Source organism: Litchfieldella qijiaojingensis, assembly GCF_014651875.1.
Taxonomy (GTDB): Bacteria; Pseudomonadota; Gammaproteobacteria; order Pseudomonadales; family Halomonadaceae; genus Litchfieldella; species Litchfieldella qijiaojingensis.
Genome location: NZ_BMXS01000031.1, coordinates 24,035 through 41,675 on the forward strand (window position 1 = coordinate 24,035; position 17,641 = coordinate 41,675).

Consider the following 17,641-nt stretch of genomic DNA (forward strand, 5'->3'; position numbering starts at 1 on the left):
GGGCGGAAATCGAACGATCTGCGGACGTTTCTGTAAATTAGCTACATCCTGTAAGGAAGCGCTGAACAAATCGGCGAGCGGAGTAAAGCACAAGGCGCCCGGAGCGCAGCAACCGGAGCATATGGGGTATATGTGAGGCTTGCGAGCACCGCGTAACGCAGTGATTTGCCCGCGCAGGCATTTGTGCAGTGTTTCCGCAAGTCGTCGGCATCAGGTTTTCCCACGGAGATGTGATCCATAGAAGGTCACGCCCGCACTGAAGAGCGCCACACGCCCCTCCACCCCCCTGGGTGAGGGCAGACTGACACAACATCTTCATTCGGAGAGACGTCTATGAGTCTGGAGGCAAGAGAAGATTTCGATCCGATCGAAACAGCGGAATGGATGGAATCCCTGGAATCGGTCCTGGATCGTGAGGGCGAAGTACGTGCCCAATACCTGCTGAGCCGCCTGGCCGACCGTCTGCGTCGCGACGGCATGCGGGTACCCTTCTCGGTGACGACCCCCCACCGTAACAGCATCCCGGTGCACCGCGAGGCGCACATGCCCGGCGATCTGTTCATGGAGCGGCGTATTCGCTCATTGATTCGCTACAACGCCATTGCTCAGGTCATTCGCAACAACCGCGCTCATCCGGGGCTTGGCGGACACATCTCGAGCTTCATGTCGGCAGCGACCCTGTACGACGTGGGCTTCAACCACTTTTTCCGCGCCCCGCAGGGCGACTTCGAAGGCGACCTGGTCTACATCCAGGGGCACGTGGCACCGGGTGTCTATGCTCGAGCCTACCTCGAAGGCCGCCTGTCCGAGGCACAGATGGACAAGTTCCGCCAGGAAGTGGACGGCGACGGTCTGTCGTCCTATCCGCACCCCTGGCTGATGCCGGACTTCTGGCAGTTCCCCACCGTGTCCATGGGGTTGGGGCCGATTCAGGCCATCTACCAAGCCCATGTCATGAAGTACCTGGACTCCCGCGAACTCAAGGCCATGCACGATCGCAAGATCTGGTGCTTCATGGGCGATGGCGAGTGCGACGAGCCGGAATCCTTGGGGGCCATTTCTCTCGCCGGCCGCGAGAAACTCGACAACCTGATCTTCGTCATCAACTGCAACCTGCAGCGCCTGGATGGCCCGGTGCGCGGCAATGGCCGTATCATGGACGAGCTCGAGGGCGTATTCCGCGGTGCCGGCTGGAACGTGCTCAAGGTGGTCTGGGGCCGTCTGTGGGACCCGCTGTTCGAGAAGGACAAGAAGGGCATCCTGCAGAAGCGCATGGACGAGGCGGTCGACGGCGAGTACCAGAACTACAAGGCCAACGGCGGTGCCTACACGCGCAAGCACTTCTTCGGCAAGTACCCGGAAACCGCCGAGATGGTCAAGGACATGTCCGACGAGGACATCTGGAAGCTCAACCGCGGCGGTCACGACCCCTACAAGGTCTATGCGGCCTATCACGAGGCGGTGCATAACGGCAACGGCAAGCCCACCGTGATCCTCGCCCACACCGTCAAGGGTTACGGCATGGGCAGCGGCGACGGCGAAGCGGCCAACGAGGCACACCAGGTCAAGACCATGGAATACGAGGCGCTGAAGACATTCCGCGACCGCTTCGGCATTCCGCTTTCCGACGAGCAGCTCAAGGAGGTGCCGTACTACAAGCCGGACGACGACAGCCCGGAATTGAAGTACATGCACTTGATGCGCGAGCGTCTGGGCGGCTATCTGCCGCAGCGCCGCACCGAGTTCGAGTCCCTCGAGATCCCCGATCTCGACGACAAGACCTTCGCCTCCCAGACAGGTGGTTCCAAGGGTCGCGAGATCTCCACCACCATGGCCTTCGTACGCATCCTCAACGGCTTGGTCAAGGACAAGAAGCTCGGTGAGCGCGTTGTGCCGATCATCCCGGACGAGGCACGCACCTTCGGTATGGAGGGCATGTTCCGCCAGCTCGGCATCTACACCTCGGAAGGCCAGAAGTACGAGCCGGTGGACAAGGGCCAGATCATGTTCTACCGCGAGGACAAGAAGGGCCAGATCCTCGAGGAAGGCATCTCAGAAGCCGGCGCCATGTCGGCGTGGATCGCCGCCGCGACCTCCTACTCGAACAACAACACCACGCTGTTGCCGTTCTACGTCTACTACTCGATGTTCGGCTTCCAGCGCATCGGCGACCTGGCCTGGGCGGCCGGCGACATGCAGGCGCGCGGCTTCCTGGTCGGTGGCACCGCCGGTCGCACCACCCTCAATGGCGAAGGGCTCCAGCACCAGGACGGCCACAGCCACATCCAGGCCTCGACCATCCCCAATTGCCGTAGCTACGATCCGACCTATGCCCATGAGGTGGCGGTGATCGTCCAGGACGGTCTGAAGCGGATGTTCGTCGACAAGGAGAACTGCTTCTATTACCTGACGGTAATGAACGAAAACTATGAGCATCCGGCCCTCGACGAGATTCCCGCCGAGGACATCATCAAGGGCATGTACCTGCTGCGCGAGACCCAGGGCGGCAAGGGGCATGTGCAATTGATGGGCAGCGGCACCATCCTGCGTGAGGTCGAAGCCGCAGCCGAGCTGCTCAAGGCCGATTACGACATCGGCTCAGACATCTGGAGCGTGACCAGCTTCAACGAACTGCGTCGCGAGGCGCTCGAGATCGATCGCCAGGCGTTCCTCAAGCCGGACGCCGAGCCGGCCAAGCCGCACGTAACCCGTTGCCTGGAGGGACGCAAGGGACCGGCGATCGCCTCGACCGACTACATGAAACTTTTCGCCGACCAGGTCCGGGCCTGGGTGCCGACCGACTATCATGTCCTGGGCACCGATGGCTTCGGCCGTTCCGATACCCGTGAGAAGCTGCGTCACTTCTTCGAGGTCGACCGCTACTTCGTCACCGTGGCCGCGCTGAAAGCGCTGGCCGAGCGTGGCGAGATCGACCGCAAGGTCGTGGCGGATGCCATCAAGAAGTATGGCATCGACCCCTACAAGCCCAACCCGGTGGTGTCTTGAGCCGTTGACCAGCGTGGCAGGCGCAGGAGCGGGGGCTGTCAGCCCCCGTGGGACCCGAGGAGAAGCGCCTGCGGCAAGCACGATTCGAAAGGAGCGCGACCTTGAGTAGCGAAATCATCAAAGTCCCCGACATCGGCGGAAGCACCGATGTCGAAATCATCGAGATCGCGGTATCGGAAGGTGACACGATCGATGCCGAAGATACCCTGATCACCCTGGAATCCGACAAGGCCAGCATGGACGTGCCCTCTCCCAAGGGCGGCAAGGTGTTGAAGGTACTGGTCAAGGAAGGCGACACCGTCTCCGAAGGCGACCAGATCGTCGAGCTGGACGTGGAAGGTGCCAGCAACGGGCTGGCCGAAGAGAATGTAACAACCGCCCCCGAGCCGGAAGCGAAGCCCGAACCGGCACCAGCGGCGAAGCCGGCCGCTGCTGGCGGCAAGCGTAGCGTAGAAGTCAAGGTGCCCGACCTGGGCGGCTCGAGCGACGTCGAGATCATCGAGGTGGCCGTTTCTGAAGGCGACGATGTCGCCGAGGAAGACACCTTGATCACCCTGGAGTCCGACAAGGCTTCCATGGATGTGCCCAGCCCCTACGCCGGCAAGCTGGTCAAGCTGTCGGTGAAAGAGGGTGACACCGTTTCCGAGGGCGATGTGATCGGCACCATGGAGATTGCCGGCGAGGGTAACAGTAACGAAGCCGAAGTGGCTCCGGCCCCTGCCGCCAATACGGCCCAGGAGGCGCCGGCGCGCCCCGAACCGCAGCCCGAGGCTGCCGTCAGTGCCGAGCCGCAGCGCAAGGAGATCCGTGTGCCGGATCTCTCCGGTTCCAGCGATGTGCCGATCATCGAAGTCGCCGTCAGCCCTGGTGACGAACTCAGCGAGGAAGATCCGCTGATCACCCTGGAATCCGACAAGGCTTCCATGGATGTGCCGAGCCCCTACAAGGGCAAGCTCCTCGAGCTTGTGGTGAAGGAAGGCGACACCGTCTCCGAAGGGGATCTAATCGGTTACATTGAGGTGGCCGGAGCCCCGGCTCCCGCTGCGCCAGCGGCTGAGCCTGCCAAGCCGGAGCCGGCGCCGGCACCTCAGGAGCAGAAGACCGCCGTCACCCCGACTGGTACGCCGAGCCCGGAAGCGCAGATGGCCGAGCACAAGCCGCGCGAAGGTAGGCTGGTGCATGCCGGTCCAGCGGTGCGCATGCTGGCCCGCGAACTGGGTGTCGACCTGGCCCTGGTCAAGCCCAGCGGTCCCAAGGACCGGGTGCTCAAGGAAGACGTCCACGCCTACGTCAAGCAGGTGATGGCGGGGCAGGCCAAGGCGCCCGCTGCGGCACCGGCCCCGACGGCGGGCGCAGGCATTCCGCCGATCCCGGACCAGGACTTCAGCCAGTTCGGCGAAGTGGAAGAAAAGCCGATGGGCCGCCTGATGAAGATGGGCGCCACCAACCTGCATCGCAGCTGGGTCAACCTGCCCCACGTCACCCAGTTCGACGAGGCGGACATCACCGAGCTCGAGGCCTTCCGCAAGTCCATGAAGGCCGAGGCGGAAGCCCAGGGCGCCAAGCTCACGCCGCTGCCCTTCCTGATCAAGGCGTGCGCCTTCGCCCTGCGTCAGTACCCGCAGTTCAACGTCAGCCTCACGTCCGACGGCGAGACGGTGGTGTGGAAGAAGTACGTCCACATCGGCGTTGCCGTGGACACTCCGGACGGCCTGATGGTCCCGGTGATCCGCGACGCCGACAAGAAGTCGTTGATCGAGCTGGCCAAGGAGTCCGTGGAACTGGCCAAGAAGGCCCAGTCGAAGAAACTCAAGCGCGAGGAGATGACCGGTGGTTGCTTCACCATCTCCAGCCTGGGCTCGATTGGCGGTACCGCCTTCACACCGATCGTCAACGCGCCGGAAGTCGCCATCCTGGGGATCTCCAAGGCGCAGATGAAGCCGGTGTGGGACGGCAAGGAGTTCGCCCCGCGGCTGATGATGCCGCTGTGCCTGTCCTACGACCACCGTGCGGTCAACGGTGCCGATGCGGCGCGCTTCACCGCCTTCCTGGGGCAGGCCTTGACGGATATTCGTCGCTTGCTACTGTAAGGCGAGATCGGCATTTCTCGATCACCCAACGGCGCCCATGGGGGCGCCGTTGGTGTTCATGCTCGTTGTGTATTGCCGAGACCAAAGTGTTATTCGTAAGGCAACCCATTGTTGATAAAGGTCAATTTTCGTATCAGACAGGCACCGTCATGGATATGGCCGCTTGTCTGCACGCAGCGCCCCGGGTATCGTCAAGCTTAATAGTCTTTTAATAGAAAGTTTTTCCTCTCATCCAAGGAGCAGTACAGATGCGTTTGATCCTGTTGGGCGCCCCGGGTGCCGGAAAGGGTACCCAAGCCCAATTTATCTGCGAGCGGTTCGGTATCCCGCAGATTTCCACCGGCGACATGCTGCGCGCCGCAGTCAAGGAAGGCTCTGACCTGGGTCTGAAGGTCAAGGAAATCATGGCAAGCGGTGGCCTCGTATCCGATGACATCATCATCGCTCTGGTCAAGGAACGCATCTCTCAGCCCGATTGTGCCAACGGCTTCCTGTTCGATGGCTTCCCGCGCACCATTCGCCAAGCCGATGCCATGAAGGAAGCCAACGTCAAGCTCGACCACGTGCTGGAAATTGCCGTGGACGACGAAGAGATCGTCAAGCGCCTGGCTGGTCGGCGGGTGCATCCCGGCTCCGGACGGGTCTACCATATCGAGTACAATCCGCCCAAGGAGGCCGGTAAGGATGACGTCTCCGGTGAATCCCTGATCCAGCGTGACGACGATCGTGAATCCACGGTGCGCAATCGTCTGGCGGTTTACCATGAGCAGACCGCACCGCTGGTGGACTACTATCAGCGCTGGGCCAAGGAGGATCCGGAGAGCGCTCCGGCCTACCACCGCGTCGAAGGGGTGGGCAGTGTGGACGAGATTACCCGCCAGGTGATGCAAGCCCTGGAGGGCTGACGCTTCACCGCATGCTTCATGTTCGAGACGGCCCGCAACCCGCGGGCCGTTGTCGTATAATGCGCCCACCTACCTCACCATGACTGACATACCGAGAACTATGCCAACGCTGCTGGCCCTGGATGCCTCCTCGAATGCCTGTTCCGCCGCTCTGATGATCCACTGCGACGGACGGGACGAAGTACTGTCACGTTTCGCCCTGGCACCCCGCGAGCACACACGTCGCCTGATGCCGATGGTCGACGAGCTGCTGGCCGAGGCGGGCATCGAGCTATGCCAGCTCGATGCCTTGGCCTACGGCCGCGGCCCCGGCTCGTTCACCGGTCTGCGCATCGCTGCCGGTGTGGCCCAAGGGCTGGCCTTCGGTGCCGACAAGCCATTGCTCGGGGTCTCGACCCTGGCGGCCTTGGCGCTCGCTGCCCATCGTCGTTACCACCTGCGCTACGTGATGCCGGCGCTGGATGCGCGCATGGGCGAGCTGTACGTGGGCGCCTATCGCTGCCGCGATGGCGAGCTCGAGTCGCTGGCCGAAGATGCGGTACTGCCGCCCGAGCGCCTGATCTTGCCGAAAGGATACGAGGATACCGACTGGGTAGGTGTCGGCTCTGGCTGGGCGCTATGGGAGTCGATGCCGGCGACGGTTCAGGCAGGGATCAGCCAGTGTTTCAATGAACTGGCGCCGGCCGCCGAGGACATGGTGCGGCTGGCGACCCGGCAGTTCGCCGCGGGTGAGGGGCGCCAGCCACATCTGGTACAACCGGTCTATCTGCGTGACCAGGTCGCCTGGCAGAAGGGGCGATGAGAGAAACGGCTACCGTCAGCGTTTGCGGAGTTGACTTGAAGCCTCTAGCCGAGCGCTTGAGACTGCCATGGGTCGCCACACCGGGAGCGGGGCTGACACTGATGCTTCTCGACGGCGAACTGGTGCTGGCGGGTGACGAAGGGCGCTATGGCAAGCCTCTCAAGGCCGATTTCGTGGCCGGTAGAGCGGCCCACCGGCGGCGCTTCGGTGGCGGACGCGGCCAGCTCGTCGCCAAGGCATGCGGCCTGGGCAAGACCCAGACGCCATCCATCGTCGATGCCACCGCAGGATTGGGGCGCGATGCCTTCGTGCTGGCAAGCCTGGGGGCCGAGGTGTTGATGATCGAACGAGTGCCAGCGATCTTCGCCTTGCTCGAAGATGCCTTGGCGCGTGCCGAGCGTGACCCGCAAACGGCGCCCACCGCCGCTCACCTGCGCCTGGCACGGGCCGATGCCACCCATGAGCTTGCCGCAACGGTGGCTCGAGCAGGCTTTGCGCCACAGGTGATCCACCTCGACCCGATGTTTCCTCACCGTACCAAGTCGGCGCTGGTCAAGAAGGAGATGCGTATCTTCCGCGAACTGGCCGGCGACGACCAGGATGCCCCGCGCCTGCTGGAAGCGGCGCTGGATGTCGCGACCCATCGGGTGGCGGTCAAGCGCCCGCGCACGGCGCCGCCCATCGACGGTCCGGCACCCCGTCACGTCATCGAAGGCAAGACCAGTCGCTACGATCTATACGTTCACCGTGCGCTGGATGACGCCTGAGCCGGTTGCGGCGTCGAGATCTGCAACAACCGCTGACGCAATGCCGGGTCGAAAAGGGCACTGGCCTTGCGTGCTCCCTGTTCGAGAGCCTGTCCGTAATGCACGCGGTCCTGTTCCAGCCACAACCAACCCTCCTGATGCAGCGAGTCGATCAGCCCGGTGAAGAGTCGCGCATCGAAGAACTCCGGTGCCTCGAGACCCGAAAGTAGCGCCAGACGCTCGGCGAGCTGACGACTTTGTTCGATCAGGTCTTCGCGACTCAAGGAGCCGCTGGGCTGGCGCAGCAGGGTCGTGAGCAGCAGGAAGCCGCGTTCCAAGGTCGGTTGAACCAGCCCTCCCAGTAATTGGAGTTGCTCATTGGCTTCGAGCTGGCCGTTGGGCCGCTTCCAGGCGTCGCCCCGATACTCGAGCAGGCCTTGCTCGACAAGCGCCTCGAGCATGTCGCGCAGGCTCGATTCGAGCGAACGGGGTGTCGAGATGAACAGTTCCTGGCACAACACCGGCCAGCTCGGGGCTAGCAGGTCGAGCAATTCCTCCAGTCGCAGGCGGGTATTGTTGCGGAATGCGAAGGCCGTCAGCCCTGCCAGGGCGAACAGGTGCAGAACATTGTTACGGTACCAACCCAACAGGCTGGCTTGTGCCGCATCGGCCAGCACCAACTCACCGAGAGCCTGATCGCGGCGTTCGATGAAACCGAGGCTGGCCGCCTGGGTCACCCACTCTTCGGGCTTGCCATCGGGAAAGCTGGTATGCCTGCCGCCTGGCAACCGGCGCTGCAGTGCGACCAGCAGGGCCAACTGACGAATGAGCACTCGGGTCTCGATGGCGCGATGCGGTGTAGTCAGCAACACCAACGCCACCAGATTGATGGCATTGAGTGCTGCCGCATCGTTGATGCGTCGCGCCAGCTCGATGCCCAGGAGCGGCACGGCGTGGTTCAGCCAAGGGGGGCGCGACAGGTCGCACTGCCTGCGCCACTGGGGGGTGTGATGGTCGAGGAAGGCATCCAGGTGCAGCGGCTCGCCGATATTGACCGCGACCCGTCCGAAGGGCTGGCGGAGTTGGCCGAGTACACGGATCAAACCCAGCGGCGACTCCTTGCGCTTCTTGTACCCCTTGAGCTCCCGCAGGTAGGTAGCGCTCTCCAGTACCTTCTCATAGCCGATATAGACCGGTACGAAGACCATGCCGCGTGCGTGGCCCGTGGCGTCAGCGAACAGACGGGCATGCGAGCGTAGGCTCATCGACAGCATGCCTGGCCGCGGCGAGAGCATGCGCCCGCTGCGCGAACGCCCGCCCTCGATGAAGTACTCCAGCGGATGGCCGCGCGACAGCAGGCGATGCAGGTATTCATTGAACACCGCGCCGTATAGTCGGTTGTCCTTGAAGCTGCGGCGCATGAAGAAGGCGCCACCATGGCGCAGCAGACTCCCGACCAGTGGCATGTCGAGGTTGTGGCCAGCCGCGATGTGTGGCGGCATCAAGCCGTCGCGGTAAAGCACGTAGGACAGCAATAGATAGTCGATATGGCTGCGGTGGCAGGGCACATAGACCAGGGTGTGCTCTCCGGCCAAGGCCTTGACGCTTTCCAGTCCTCGCACCTCGACGCCGTCGTAGAGCCGGTTCCACAACCATTCGAGCAGGCTGTCCATGAAACGCAGCACCGGGTAGGACATATCGGAGGCGATTTCGCGGCCATAGCGCCATGCGCGCTTCTCGATCCTGGCGCGCGAAAGGCCCTCGGCATCGGCCACCTCGACGATCGCCTGGCGCACCGCGGGGCTCCCCACGACACCATCGATCAGGGTGCGGCGGTGGGATAGGTCGGGGCCAAGCACGCGGGTACGCGCGCGGCGAAAGTGAACGCGCAACAGTCTCGCCACTTTGCGGTTGGTGACCTCGCTGGGGCGATCGTCCAGCAGGGCCTTGAGATGCAGAGGAGCGCCGAAGTGCAGCTCCACGTTCTTGCCGTTGACGATCACCGACAAGGCGCGACGCACGTGGCCGGTGAGTTGCCAGCTATCGGCGGCGAGTAATTTCCACAAGCCGAAACGCTTGCCGGGCGCCCGGCCCCAGAACACGCTGACCGGCACCAGTTGGATGTCCTCATCGGGATGAGTGGCAAGATACTCGATCAAACGTGTGAAAGGCGGCGTGAACAACGATCGCTGGCCAAAGCGCCGACTGGTGGTAGGTAGAGGCACACTGGCACGCAGGTCGAGATCACCGAAGCGCATGCACTGGCTGGGCGATGGCAGGTCATGACGTGCGCAGAGCGTTTCCAGCAGCAAGGTATCGCTAAGAGCCGGATGCGGTAGCACGTAGAGGGTCGGGCATTCGGGATCCAGGGCAAGCCGTTCGGGGAGCGGTTCGATCAGGCGTAACTCGACCCAGGCGGCAATCAGGCGGCGCAAGGGCGCGCGCAGTAGATTCGAGAGGGTGGTGTTCCAGGCCATTCCATTGCCTTGTCGGGGATAGTGGCGGCCAGTATATCGGTAACTGCGGCAATGCCGCAGGAGGGTATCTTTCGTAATGCGGATAAACATGCGTCAATGGAGGTTCAAGGAGCGAAGGAGGCCACCATGCGCGGCATGTGGCGAGAGGGCAACCGCTTCACATTGTTGCCGGAAGCCAAGCGCTTCATCCCGGAGATGTTCACCGCCATCGAGCAGGCCCGTTCCTCGATTCTGATCGAGCTGTACCTGATGGAATCGGGGCGTCTGGCGACGGGGATGATCGATGCGCTGGGGCGGGCCGTCGAGCGAGGCGTCTCGGTGATGCTGATGCTGGATGGCTATGGCGCCATGGGATTGACCGACGAAGACCGTACACGCCTGCGCGAATGCGGCGTGGCCTTGCGCTTCTTCAATCCGCTGGGATTCCACTCGTTAGCCAAGAACCTGACCCGCGATCATCGCAAGCTGGTGGTGGTGGATGGGCGCGTGGCCTTCACCGGCGGGTTCGGTGCCGTGGATGAGTTCCTGGAGGCCTGGTACGAGGTGGCGATTCGCATCGAAGGGCCGGTGGTTGGCGACTGGGTGCGATTGTTCTCGCGGCTTTGGGACTCTCCCTTGACTCGAGGCAGGAGGAAAGCCGGTCTGGTGCGGGATCTGATACTGGATATTCCCGAGTATATCGATGGCCAAGGCATGCGCGGGCGGGTGGTATGGGGACAGGGCTACCGCTACCAGGCCATTCGCCATTCCATGCACCAGCAGATTTCCTCGGCGACACGCCGTATCTGGATCTGTACTCCCTATTTCGTGCCGACCTTCGGTCTGCGCCTGCGTTTGGCCAGGGCGGCCAGGCGCGGTGTCGACGTGCGCCTGTTATTGCCTGGCGATGCTCATGACCATCCCGTGGTGCGTTATGCCGGCCAGCGTTTCTATGGTCGCCTGTTGCGTGCCGGAGTACGAATCTTCGAATTCCAGCCGATCTTCATACACGCCAAATTCTCGTTGGCCGACGATTGGACCACGTTGGGATCGTGCAATTTCGATCACTGGAGCCTGCATTGGAATCTGGAGGCCAATCAGGAAGTCCACGATGCGCATTTCGCCAGCGAGGTGGCGGCATTGTTCGAGCGCAATTTCGCCGCCAGTCATGAGATCGATCCGGCCCGCTGGGCCCAACGGCCCCGCTGGCAGCGGCTGCGTGAATGGCTGTTCGGTACCCTGGATGCCTGGCTAACGCGGCTTCGCTGAGGACACACTGAATAATTGCCTACGCGGGCAAATCGCTGCGTTGCGCGGTGCTCGGAAGCCTCACCTATACCCCATAGGCTCCGGTTCCTGCGCTCCGTGCGCCTTGCGCTTTACTCCGCTCGCCGATTTATTCAGCGTTTCCCTAAAGCAATTCATACTGTTGCATGTCCGTTTCACGTAAAAATGTCCGAAAAGCGCAACTGTTTGCTCCTGACGCTATTTATGAAACGTCTTGTTTGATAGCTTCTCCCCCCGAAATCCACGTTTCTTGTCTGAAACTGTCGAGAAGATGAGAGAGTGAAAGGATTCCGCAGCGGGAAATGCCGTGAACGCGAAGGAAGGTCGAGTTCGGCTACCGAACGAGCCGCCCGTTTCCGTGGTGTTTCGCATATCGAATTCGAACGGCGCGCTTGACGACTGACGCGCCAATACCGAGTGCCCCTTCCGTCCGGTGTCGAGCTACCCCCGCCCGGACGGTTTTTTCTTTCGCATTCATGGGCAGCGTTTAGGCTTCTGCCTTTCGTGAGTGCTTCATTCGTTTGACGGTTTCCGAGGGATATTGTCCGTAGGCCGCCTTGTATTCGGCGGAAAACCGACCGAAATGGGTAAAGCCCCATTTCAGGGCCACTTCACCTATACCTAGCTGATTTTCCGGCGATGAAAGTTCCTCATGCACCGCTTCGAGTCGAATGTTGCGAAGATAACGCAATGGGGAGGTGTTGCGGTGACGCTGGAAACCGGTTTGCAGCGCTCGCGCGCTGACTCCCGCGATTTCGGCAATTTGCGTTACGGTGAGCGGTCGATGCAAGTTGGCATGCATGAAGTCGATGGCAACCTTTACATGCCGCGGCGTGATATCGATCAACTGACCATTATCCTGCTTGGCAGGCTGGTCTGGCATGTTCTCGAAGATCAGGTGCAATACGGACTTGATGAACTTTTTCATCGCTTGGGGCGAGTGTTCCCAAGTCTGGCTTTCGCATATTCCCGCTATGAGGGTTCGGATCATAAGGCCAAGAGTCGGGCCAATTCCTTGTGATAAATCGATCACAGGGTTGTAGTCTAGTTCATACATCATGCTGTCACATGACAGCTCATCAAGAACCGTTGTGACGATCGGCTTGGCAACGTTCAGCGATATCATTGAGTTTTCATGATTGTCGCAGAAGAACCGCATTCCGCGCAGCAATGGTGTGGGAGCCAGCAAGGCATGGCCGGGTGTTACGCTAAACGTTTGGTTTCCAAGTGAAGCTTCAATCCGGCCGATGCGGGGTATCAAGAGCCCCAAATTATCTTCGTTTCCATCGTAGGTGAAGGACCAGTCATCGGAGCATCGTGCTTTCAACACGGTCAGGCCGTTGGTGTTGTATACGTCCACTCTCCACTGGAAAGGGGCATTGGCTCGACGCGTGGGACGTGACAAGGAGTGATGGTAAGGCTCCAGTGTTTGCCGCAATGATTCGAAGCTGTTGCCGGATAGGGTAGGGAACGTAGGGTAAAGACGATGCTTCAATTTTCCGGCTCCTTGGATCGCACTTTTTTATCCATTCATGCTCCCTTCGTATATCGGCGGGATATTGGTAACTCAGTATCCATTTAGCGAAGTCGTTATCCGAATAGCGAAATTAAATTGTGTCCAAGGGTTCGGACTCGTTTTTCATGGCCGATAGTCCGATAGGTCGGGAAATGGAGATTCGATAGTGAACGATGCAAGAGAAATGACGGTGAAGCTGGAAGGCACGCTTGGGCTTCGCAATGTGCAGCAGGTCTGCCGCAGTCTCGAGGAAGTGCTCGAGTCGGGAAAGACGGTGGCGGTGGATGTGCGTGAAGTGGTCGAAGTCGATATCAGTGTTCTCCAGCTACTGATTGCCGCCCGTGTCAGCGCTATGCAGCGTGGAGCCGAGCTGCGCCTGGTCACGGCTCGTGGCGACGCTGTTCAAACCGCCATGGAGCGTGCCGGCCTGCTCGAAGCGCAGCAATGAACTCAGTGCGTTCCCCGGCTGGGATATGGGGTGGGGACAAGACGAAAAAATGATCGCAGGGAGATAAAGGACCTCATGAGCAAGACGATTCTGACCATAGACGATTCCGCCTCCATCCGGCAGATGGTATCGCTCACTCTATCCGGGGCCGGTTACAACGTACTGCAGGCAAGCGATGGAGAAGAGGGGCTGGCCCAGGCAACCGCTCATCGGGTCGATGCGGTGCTTACCGACCTCAACATGCCGAAAATGAACGGCATCGAATTCATTCGCCAATACCGTGCTCACCCGTCGAGCACGGGCGTGCCGATCGTGTTTCTCACCACCGAATCCGACGGTGAGTTGAAGCGCCAGGCCAAGGAAGCCGGTGCCACCGGCTGGATCGTCAAGCCCTTCGAGCAGGACAAACTATTGGCCGTGGTCAAGAAGGTGGCAGGCTCATGAGCACTCCCGATCCCGCTGATACCTTTCGCCAGGAAGCGCGCGATCTCCTGGAAAGCCTCGAACAGGCATTGCTCGATCTCGAGCAGGCGCCTGATGATCGTGAATTGGTCGACAGCGTCTTCCGTTCCCTGCACACGCTCAAGGGCTCGGGCGCCATGTTCGGTTTCGACGAGGTCGCCGATTTCGTTCACGAGTTCGAAACCGCCTTCGATCGAGTACGCAAAGGGGAATCGTCCGTCACCCCGGCGTTGATTGCCGTGGCGCTGAGCGCCGGCGATCACGTCGGCAAGTTGATCGAAGAGCCTGGGCGGCATGCCGCCCAGGGCGAGCCGATCCTCGCGGCGCTACATGACATCGTCGGCGATCGAGGCGCCGTCAAGTCGACTTCCGTTCCGGCGCCCAGCGATGGCGCGCGCCAGGCGCGGACCTGGCGGGTTCGCTTCCGCCTGCCGGATGACGCGCTCGCGCTTGGCACCAACCCCTTGCTGCTGCTCGACGAGCTGCGCGAACTGGGCGAGTGCAAGGTAGAGGCACTGGCCGACGATGTGCCGCCACTCGAGGAGATCGATCCTCAGGTTTGCTATTTCGCTTGGGACGTCACGCTCACTACCGAGGCGCCGCGGGAAGCCATCGAGGATGTCTTCATGTTCCTGCGCGATGGCATGGCGCTGGAGATCGAATCTCTCGAGGCGGGAGAGAACGATGGGCCTTCCAATACCGATGAGGTGTCCAGCATGCCGACAAAAGCAGCGGCCCAGGGCGAGACGCAGGTACAGGGCGCCGGGCGGCAAGGTGCCCCGGCGACGAAGGCCGGCAAGGGACACAGTTCATCGTTGCGCGTGCCGGCGGAACGCCTGGATGAGTTGATGGATCGCGTCGGCGAACTGGTCATCGCCCAGGCGCGGCTCTCCCAGATCACCGGGGCAAGCGACGATCTCGAGCTCAAGACCGTGGCGGAAGAGATCGAAAGGCTTTCATCCGGCCTGCGCGACATCACCATGGGCATTCGCATGGTGCCGATCGGCACGCTGTTCGGTCGATTCCGCCGGCTGGTCCACGATCTCTCGCATGAACTGGGCAAGGAGGTCGAATTCGTGGCCTCTGGTGAGGAAACCGAGCTCGACAAGACAGTCATCGAACAGCTCGCCGACCCGCTGGTGCATTTGATCCGCAACGCCGTCGATCATGGCCTGGAAGATCCCGAGCGCCGCCAGCGCGCGGGAAAATCCCGGGGTGGCAAGGTGCGGCTCGCGGCGGTGCATTCGGGGGCGGAAGTGGCGATTTCGATCCGCGACGACGGGGCGGGGCTCGATGCCGAACGTATTCGTGCCAAGGCCGAAAGCGCGGGATTGATCGCGCCCGATGCCAAGCTGTCCGATCATGAACTGTTCCAGTACATCTTCCATCCCGGCTTTTCCACGGCCAGCGAAGTGACCTCGGTGTCCGGGCGTGGGGTGGGCATGGACGCGGTCAAGCGCACCATCGAAGCCTTGCGTGGCAGTATCGAGCTGGCCAGCGAGCCAGGTTCGGGTACCACCGTCACGCTACACCTGCCGCTGACGCTCGCCATCATCGACGGCATGCTGGTGCGGGTGGGCGAGGGGCGCTACTGCCTGCCGCTGCTGGCGGTGGAAGAGTGCGTCGAACTGCCCGAAGCCGAGATCACCGAGGCCCAAGGCCGCAATTTCCTCAACATTCGCGGCAGCCTGGTGCCGTTCCTGCGCCTGCGGGAGCTGTTCGCCGCCGGTGGCGAACCCGACCCGCACCAGAAGGTGGTCGTCGTTTCCTCGGGCGAGTCCCGGGTCGGGCTGGTGGTCGACCAGATCATCGGCAACAACCAGACCGTCATCAAGCCGCTGTCCAGACTGCACGCGGATCTCGGCACCTTCTCCGGCGCCACCATCCTCGGTGACGGCAGCGTCGCGCTGATTCTCGATATTACCCATCTAGTGAGTTTCGGACGTGGCTTCGAGCAGCGTCTTCGCGACGAACGCATGAGGAGGGAGGCATGAACGAAGCCAAGAGAGCCGGAATCGCCATGCAGGCACTCGTGTTCGAACTGGGAGACGAGATCTTCGCCATCGATGCCGCGCAGGTGCGGGAAATTCTCGACGAGGTGCCCATCACCCAGGTGCCCAACGCCCGCCCCTTCGTGGATGGGCTGATCAATGTCCGTGGGCGGGTGGTGCCCCTGGCCGACCTGCGCGTGGCCTTCGGCATGACGCGTTCGGCGTCGGACCAGGACAGCCGCATCGTGGTCATCGAGATCGAACTCGCCGGCGAACCGGCGATCGTCGCCATTTACGCCGACAGGGTGCATGACGTCGCCGATATCGAATCGGCCTCGATTGAAGAAGCGCCCAAGGTCGGCATGCGCTGGCGTTCGGAATACGTGCGTGGCATCGGTCGGCGTGGCGACAGCTTCGTCATTCATCCCGATCTCGGCAGGATCTTCATGGTGGAAAGCGGCATGGACGGTAGCACCGAGAACGCCGAAAGGGGTTCGCAATAAACCCAGGCGTGGATGAGAGCCGACTACCACTTGACTTTTACGACAGCCAACTGAAACGGCTGCGAGTTTCCGAGCACCGGCAGGCGCCGGTTCTCGACCATAGGGAGATTGGAGAGTGAGACTGACACTCAAGGCAAAACTGGGGGCGACTTTCGCTATCGTCGTCGCTCTGGCGGCAGGGGGGATGTACCTTGGCATCAGCAATTTGGGGCAGATGAACGACACCTATGACGAACTGATCGACAACAAGATCAAGCGTGTCCGGCTCGCCACCGAAATCGATGCCGAGTCGGTGCGCGTCGCTCGCGACGAACGCAATTTCATCCTCGCCGCAAGCAATGCGGAAATGGACGAATTCGCGGCGGATATCGAAGAAAGCAAGACCAAGATAGATGAACTGCTGGCTCAGATGTACCAGCTTGCCGGCGCCGAGGGCCGAGCTGCCATCGATGCCTTCAAGGAGCCATGGGCAAAATTCCTCGAGAGTGATCTCAAAGTGCAGGAACAGGCCCGGTTGCAGTCCATTCGCATTGCCCGTCGCATGATGCAGAACGAGGGCAGGGATGCCTATCTTGCGGTGCTCGAATCCGTCGAAAGCCTGGCCCGGCAGCTCAGTGATGAGGCGTCGATTGGTGGGCGCGAGACTGGAGCCGAGCAATATCAAGCGGTGACCGATCTCGTTCCGGCGCTGCTGCGGGTGCGCGTCAATCTGCTCAATGTCCTCGCTTCCAACGACAATCCCGAGGCTCAGCAACGCTTCGCCAAAGTGGTGGAGGCGCGAATCGCCGAGCTACAGGCGCAGGTCGACAAGGCATCCCGCCTCCTGGGTCGCGAGCACCGGGCGAGTTTCGATGCGATCGAGACGGGCATCGCGGAGTGGCTGCCTCTGCTCGAGGGAGCCATGGCCAAGGGGCTGGAAAACGGCGACTACTATGCATCCGAAGTCGCGGCCGAGGGTGGTAACTACCGGCGCGCGTCCGATGCCATTCTTGATGAAATGACCAACCGTTTGCGTGATGAGGTCAACCAGGCGCAGGCCGATGCCTCGGCTACCTACGAAACCTCGCGCACGACGATCATCGGCGCGCTCATCGCCATCGTCCTTATTGCGGCGATAGCGGCGATCTGGATCGTGCTCTCCATCACCCGTGCCGTTGGTAGTGCCCTCGGGTTCGCCAATGCCGTGGCGGCGGGCGATCTCAATGCCACCGCCCAGGTGAAGTCCAACGACGAGATCAAGGACCTGATCGATGCGCTCAATGCCATGGCCGCCAAGCTGCGCGAGGTGGTCGGTGAGGTGAGCGGCGCGGTACGCAACGTCGCCTCCGGCAGCCAGGAAATGGCCGCGGCCTCCGAGCAGCTCAGTCAGGGCGCCACCGAGCAGGCCGCCTCCGCCGAGGAAGCCTCGTCGTCGATGGAACAGATGACC

The 17,641-nt window shown here is 61.7% G+C and carries 13 protein-coding genes; 11 read left to right on the forward strand and 2 right to left on the reverse strand.

Features of this window, described 5'->3' with window-relative positions:
- Positions 1-333: 333 nt before the first annotated feature.
- From aceE to IE093_RS20305, 5 genes are all read left to right on the forward strand, one after another.
- Positions 334-3,006: a pyruvate dehydrogenase (acetyl-transferring), homodimeric type gene (aceE, locus tag IE093_RS20285; protein WP_189472434.1), complete on the forward strand. Its 2,673-nt coding sequence runs from the start codon at positions 334-336 to the stop codon at positions 3,004-3,006.
- A gap of 101 nt (positions 3,007-3,107) precedes the next feature.
- On the forward strand, positions 3,108-5,096 hold the full coding sequence (gene aceF / locus IE093_RS20290) for a pyruvate dehydrogenase complex dihydrolipoyllysine-residue acetyltransferase (protein WP_189472435.1): 1,989 nt from the start codon (positions 3,108-3,110) through the stop codon (positions 5,094-5,096).
- A gap of 248 nt (positions 5,097-5,344) precedes the next feature.
- The gene (adk, locus tag IE093_RS20295; RefSeq protein ID WP_189472436.1) at positions 5,345-6,001 is read left to right on the forward strand and encodes an adenylate kinase; all 657 of its coding nucleotides are present in this window, start codon (positions 5,345-5,347) and stop codon (positions 5,999-6,001) included.
- Positions 6,002-6,101: 100 nt separating this feature from the next.
- Positions 6,102-6,803, forward strand: a complete 702-nt coding sequence (tsaB, locus tag IE093_RS20300; RefSeq protein WP_189472438.1) for a tRNA (adenosine(37)-N6)-threonylcarbamoyltransferase complex dimerization subunit type 1 TsaB — start codon at positions 6,102-6,104, stop codon at positions 6,801-6,803.
- Positions 6,800-7,570 carry a class I SAM-dependent methyltransferase gene (locus IE093_RS20305; RefSeq protein WP_189472439.1) on the forward strand — a complete coding sequence of 257 codons (771 nt, stop codon included), beginning with the start codon at positions 6,800-6,802 and terminating at the stop codon, positions 7,568-7,570. Before tsaB ends, IE093_RS20305 begins: the two co-directional genes overlap by 4 nt.
- Here IE093_RS20305 and plsB read toward each other — a convergent pair.
- Positions 7,546-10,026: a glycerol-3-phosphate 1-O-acyltransferase PlsB gene (gene plsB / locus IE093_RS20310; RefSeq protein ID WP_189472440.1), complete on the reverse strand. Its 2,481-nt coding sequence runs from the start codon at positions 10,024-10,026 to the stop codon at positions 7,546-7,548. The genes IE093_RS20305 and plsB overlap by 25 nt on opposite strands.
- Before the next feature lie 126 nt (positions 10,027-10,152).
- Between plsB and IE093_RS20315 the strand changes: the two genes are divergently transcribed.
- Positions 10,153-11,274: a phospholipase D-like domain-containing protein gene (locus IE093_RS20315; RefSeq protein WP_189472441.1), complete on the forward strand. Its 1,122-nt coding sequence runs from the start codon at positions 10,153-10,155 to the stop codon at positions 11,272-11,274.
- Positions 11,275-11,779: 505 nt separating this feature from the next.
- Here the strand turns inward: IE093_RS20315 and IE093_RS20320 are convergent.
- Positions 11,780-12,787: an AraC family transcriptional regulator gene (locus tag IE093_RS20320; RefSeq protein ID WP_189472442.1), complete on the reverse strand. Its 1,008-nt coding sequence runs from the start codon at positions 12,785-12,787 to the stop codon at positions 11,780-11,782.
- A 187-nt stretch (positions 12,788-12,974) separates the two neighbouring features.
- On the opposite strand from IE093_RS20320, the gene IE093_RS20325 reads away from it, so the two are divergent.
- From IE093_RS20325 to IE093_RS20345, 5 genes are all read left to right on the forward strand, one after another.
- Positions 12,975-13,256: an STAS domain-containing protein gene (locus tag IE093_RS20325; protein WP_189472443.1), complete on the forward strand. Its 282-nt coding sequence runs from the start codon at positions 12,975-12,977 to the stop codon at positions 13,254-13,256.
- A 75-nt stretch (positions 13,257-13,331) separates the two neighbouring features.
- Positions 13,332-13,700, forward strand: a complete 369-nt coding sequence (locus IE093_RS20330) for a response regulator (RefSeq protein WP_189472445.1) — start codon at positions 13,332-13,334, stop codon at positions 13,698-13,700.
- Positions 13,697-15,712 carry a chemotaxis protein CheA gene (locus IE093_RS20335; protein WP_189472447.1) on the forward strand — a complete coding sequence of 672 codons (2,016 nt, stop codon included), beginning with the start codon at positions 13,697-13,699 and terminating at the stop codon, positions 15,710-15,712. The genes IE093_RS20330 and IE093_RS20335 overlap by 4 nt, the downstream gene beginning before the upstream one ends.
- The gene (locus IE093_RS20340) at positions 15,709-16,212 is read left to right on the forward strand and encodes a chemotaxis protein CheW (RefSeq protein ID WP_189472449.1); all 504 of its coding nucleotides are present in this window, start codon (positions 15,709-15,711) and stop codon (positions 16,210-16,212) included. The genes IE093_RS20335 and IE093_RS20340 overlap by 4 nt, the downstream gene beginning before the upstream one ends.
- 115 nt (positions 16,213-16,327) lie before the next feature.
- Positions 16,328-17,641: HAMP domain-containing methyl-accepting chemotaxis protein (locus tag IE093_RS20345; RefSeq protein WP_189472450.1), on the forward strand; the 1,314-nt coding region annotated here is incomplete at its 3' end.